Here is a 3,966-nt window from a genome sequence, read left to right on the forward strand (position 1 = left end):
CGCCCGACCGCAGGGCCTGGCAGGCCAGATGCAGAGTGACCAGTGAGGAGGAGCATGCGGTGTCGACCGTGACGGCTGGTCCTTCGAGGCCGAAGGTGTAGGCGACGCGACCTGAGGCGATGCTGCCGGCGTTCACGTAGTCGAGGTATCCCTCGAAGCCGTCCGGGACCGTATGGAGGCGGCTCGTGTAGTCGTGGTACATGACTCCGGCGAACACACCCGTACGGCTGCCCCTCACCGACACCGGGTCGATGCCGGCGCGCTCGAAGACCTCCCACGCCGTCTCCAGAAGCAGCCGCTGCTGGGGGTCCATGGCGAGGGCCTCGCGCGGGCTGATGCCGAAGAAACCGGCGTCGAACTCGTCGGCGTCGTAGAGGAAACCGCCTCGCCGGGTGTAGGAGGAGCCCGGCCGGTCGGGATCGGGGTGATAGAGGTTGCCGATGTCCCAGCCACGGTCGTCCGGGAACTCTCCCACGGTGTCTCCGCCTGAGATGACCAGTTCCCACAGGTCTTCTGCCGACCGGACACCGCCCGGCAGTCGGCAGGAAGCCCCGATGATCGCCATCGATTCGTGTTGCCCGGCTTCCAGCTCATGCAGGCGCCGTCGGGTCTGGTGGAGATCAGCCGTCACCCATTTGAGATAGTCGAGGACCTTCTCATTCTCCATGGGGTGTCGCTTTCTTGAGGGAGTCCGGAGGGCGGTGGTCGTTCCGCGGGGCTCGGCCGAGTTCTTGGTCGATAAAGGCGAAGATTTCGTCGGGCGTCGCTGAGTCGATCCGGGCCACGGTGGTGTCGCCTCCCATGAGAGCCGGGGGCCCCTCGGAGGGAGTGGTCGGTTGCCGGTGTGGTGGGCCGGTAGTCGGCAGGAGGCGCATAATCCGGGTCATCCGTTGTGCCGTGTCCGTGCTCGCCAGATCTTCGGGCGGCAGGGCTGCCAGGAGGGCTTCGAGTTCCCCCAGCACGGTCACCAGGCGGGACCGGCCCGGCTTGGACACCGGTTCCAGGTGCTGTTCCAGGTACCGGGCCACGGCCGAGGGAGTCGGGTGGTCGAAGAGCAGTGTCACTGGCGGGCGGTGGCCTGTGGCGGTGCTCAGGCGGTTGCGCAGTTCGATGGCTGCCAGCGAGTCGAAGCCCAACTCCCGGAAGGAGCGCTCCATCTCGACCGACTCGGGTCCGGCGTATCCGAGGATCTCCGCCACCTTTTTCCGGACAATGGTCGCTGGTGCGAGGTGGCGCCGTGCGGGTCTGCCATCGGCCGCGTGCTCTTGGTATGCCGTATGCCCACTCACGCCCTCGGGCGGGGTATCACCGCCCGAGGGCGTGCCGCCGTCCCCGCTGCTGTGGGCACCGGCCATGGCGGAGGAGACGGGTCGCCGCCTCGGAGCACGGGCCCAGGCCTTCAACACTGCAGGGATGCCGTCGGCGCCGCGCTCGGCACGAAGCGTGGTGATGTCGAACCGGGCGGGTACGAGTACTGGCTGGTCGAGGCTGAGGGCAGTGTCGAAAAGGGAGAGTGCCTCATCGGTCATCAGTAGTGCGTGACCCTTGTCGGTGAGGCGGCGGATATCCACTTCTCGCAGGTGCCCTGCCATGCCTTCCGCATGGTCCCAGAAGCCCCACGCGAGGGAGAGTGCTGGAAGTCCCCGGGCACGACGGTGCTGGGCGAGGCCGTCGAGAAGGGCGTTTGCTGCGGCATAGTTCCCCTGGCCGGGGGTGCCGACTGTCCCTGCGACCGACGAGAACATGACGAAGGCGGCCACGGGCAGATCGTGTGTCATGCCATGAAGGTGCAGAGCCGTATCGGCCTTGGCCCGTACTACGCGGCTCATCTGTTCCGGGCTGAGCGTTTCGATCACGCTGTCGTCCAGGATGCCGGCGGCGTGCACCACGCAGGTGATGGGGTGTTCGGAGGGGACGGTCTTCAGCGCCTCTGCGAGCTGTGCTCGGTCGGCGGTATCGCACGCGATGATTTCCACGTGTGCGCCTTGCTCGGAAAGCTGTTGTCTCAAGCGGTCGGCTCCCGGTGCGGCGGGTCCACGGCGACTCAACAGGAGTAGGCGGCGGGCCCCGTGCCGGGCGACGAGGTGCCGGGCGACCGTCGCTCCGAGCGCTCCCGTACCGCCGGTGATGAGTGTGGTGCTCTCCGGGTTCGGACATGGTCCTGTGTCCGGGGAGGGGTGCAGGCCCGGACCCGAATCCGGGGACCCTGCGCTGCCACAAGAGGGTGATGGCCGTGGAGCCACCTGCATCAAGCGCGGGACAGAGACGTGGTGATCACGGAGAGCAGCCTGGGGCTCCCCGGAAGCCATCATGTGCGCGAGGATGCGTACGACCTCTTCGCGGATGTCCCTGCTTCCGTCATCCGCACTGCTCCCATCGCCCTCATCAAGGTTCCCGAGGTCTGCATCGAGAAGGAAGATGCGCCCGGGGTTCTCCGATTGGGCGGAACGGAACAGCCCCCACAGTGCAGCCCCGGCCAGGTCGTCGACGGATTCGTCAGGTGAAGTGGCGACGGAGTTGTGAGTGACCAGGGCGAGCCGGGTTTCCGCGAAGCAGTGTGCGGCCAGCCAGCCCTGCAGGAGCTCCAGGCCCTGGCGCAGGCGTGAATGAAGGTCTGCCGGGTGCAGCCCGTTGGCGTCATGGTGGGCTATGACCAGCCGCGGCGCCTTGCCCTCCATGCTGATCGACTGGAGGAGAGCGGGGAGGTTCTTGTGGTCCAGGGCGACCCAGCACACTTCTCCATCCGAGAGGACGGTTTTCGCCGGCTGTACGACTGTCTTGCTGCGATGTTCGCCGTCGAGCGGCGTCCACTCGACGGCGAACATCGGCTTCTCTTCCGTGTCTGGTCGCAGGACTTGCAATGGTTCTATGGGCGCAGGTCTGAACAACAGGGATGCGATGGCAGCTACCGGTTGTCCGGACTCGTCTTCGATGTCGATGGCGATGCGGCTGTTGCCGCAGTGACGCAATCGCACCCGAAGAACGTCCGGGCAGGTGGTGTACTGCCGTACCCCGGACCACGTAAAGGGCAGGGGTGCGTCGGGAAGGGACGGCATCAACCCCAGGAGAACCGGCTGCAGGGCGGAGTCGAGCAGCGTCGGATGCAGGGCAAAGCGGGTGGCTCCCGCGGCCTGGAGGTTGTGGGCAGGGCGCGGTAGGTGGACTTCGGCCAGGACGTCTGCGCCGTGCCGCCAGACGGCCCTCAGGCCCTGGAATGCCGGTCCGTACACGTAGTCCGACGCGGCGAGTTGGTCGTACACCCCGTCCAACCCGACGGGCTCAGCGCCCGGTGGCGGCCACTGCTCCGTCCCCACAACCTCGGAGGCGTCGCGTAGCCGCGCCGCGGAATCGTGGGTCTCCGTCGCACTTGATGCGGTTGTGCCGGGGGACAGGATGCCGGTGGCATGGTGGCTCCACACAGGTTTGGTGCCGGGGGAATCCGGGTGCGAGGAGATGGTGAGCTCCCGCCGGCCGTTTCCGCCTGCCTCTTCGGCTTTCTTCACGGTGACCTGGAGGACCGTGGCCTCTGCAGGGTGGAGTACCAGGGAGGAACGGAGGACGAGTTCCTCGATGTGGGGGGTGTGGGCGTGGCTGGCGGCCTGGAGGGCCAGCTCAAGGAACGCGGTGCCCGGGAAAAGAAGGGTCCCGGCGTTGACATGATCCGCGAGCCAAGGGTGGCTTCGCAGAGAGATACGGCCGGTGAGCAGTAGACCGTCCTCGTCGGTGGCCAGGGGAGCGGTGGCTGAGAGGAAGGGGTGGCCGGTCGGTGCCATCCCTGCTGAGGTGACGTCGATGACTCCGGAGTTGGAGGGCAACCAGAAGCTGCTGTGTTGGAAGGCGTAGGTCGGCAGGTCGGCACGCCGGTAGGGGATGTGCTGCCGGTAGTACCTCTGCCAGTCGACGGCTGGCCCGTGGGTGTGGATGTGGGCGAGGGTGGTGAGGAGGGTGTGGGTTTCGTTGTGGTCG

General features: G+C 67.0%; 2 protein-coding genes. Both read right to left on the bottom strand.

Features of this window, described 5'->3' with window-relative positions; genetic code table 11:
* A partial coding sequence (locus I5Q34_RS32985) for a beta-ketoacyl synthase N-terminal-like domain-containing protein (RefSeq protein ID WP_199896183.1) occupies positions 1 to 667 on the bottom strand: 667 nt, incomplete at its 3' end.
* The coding region (locus I5Q34_RS32990) for an SDR family NAD(P)-dependent oxidoreductase (RefSeq protein ID WP_199896184.1) at positions 657 to 3,966 on the bottom strand (3,310 nt) is incomplete at its 5' end. The genes I5Q34_RS32985 and I5Q34_RS32990, both read right to left, overlap by 11 nt.

The sequence above is a fragment of the Streptomyces sp. AV19 genome, from assembly GCF_015999245.1.
In the GTDB taxonomy this organism is placed as follows: Bacteria; Actinomycetota; Actinomycetes; order Streptomycetales; family Streptomycetaceae; genus Streptomyces.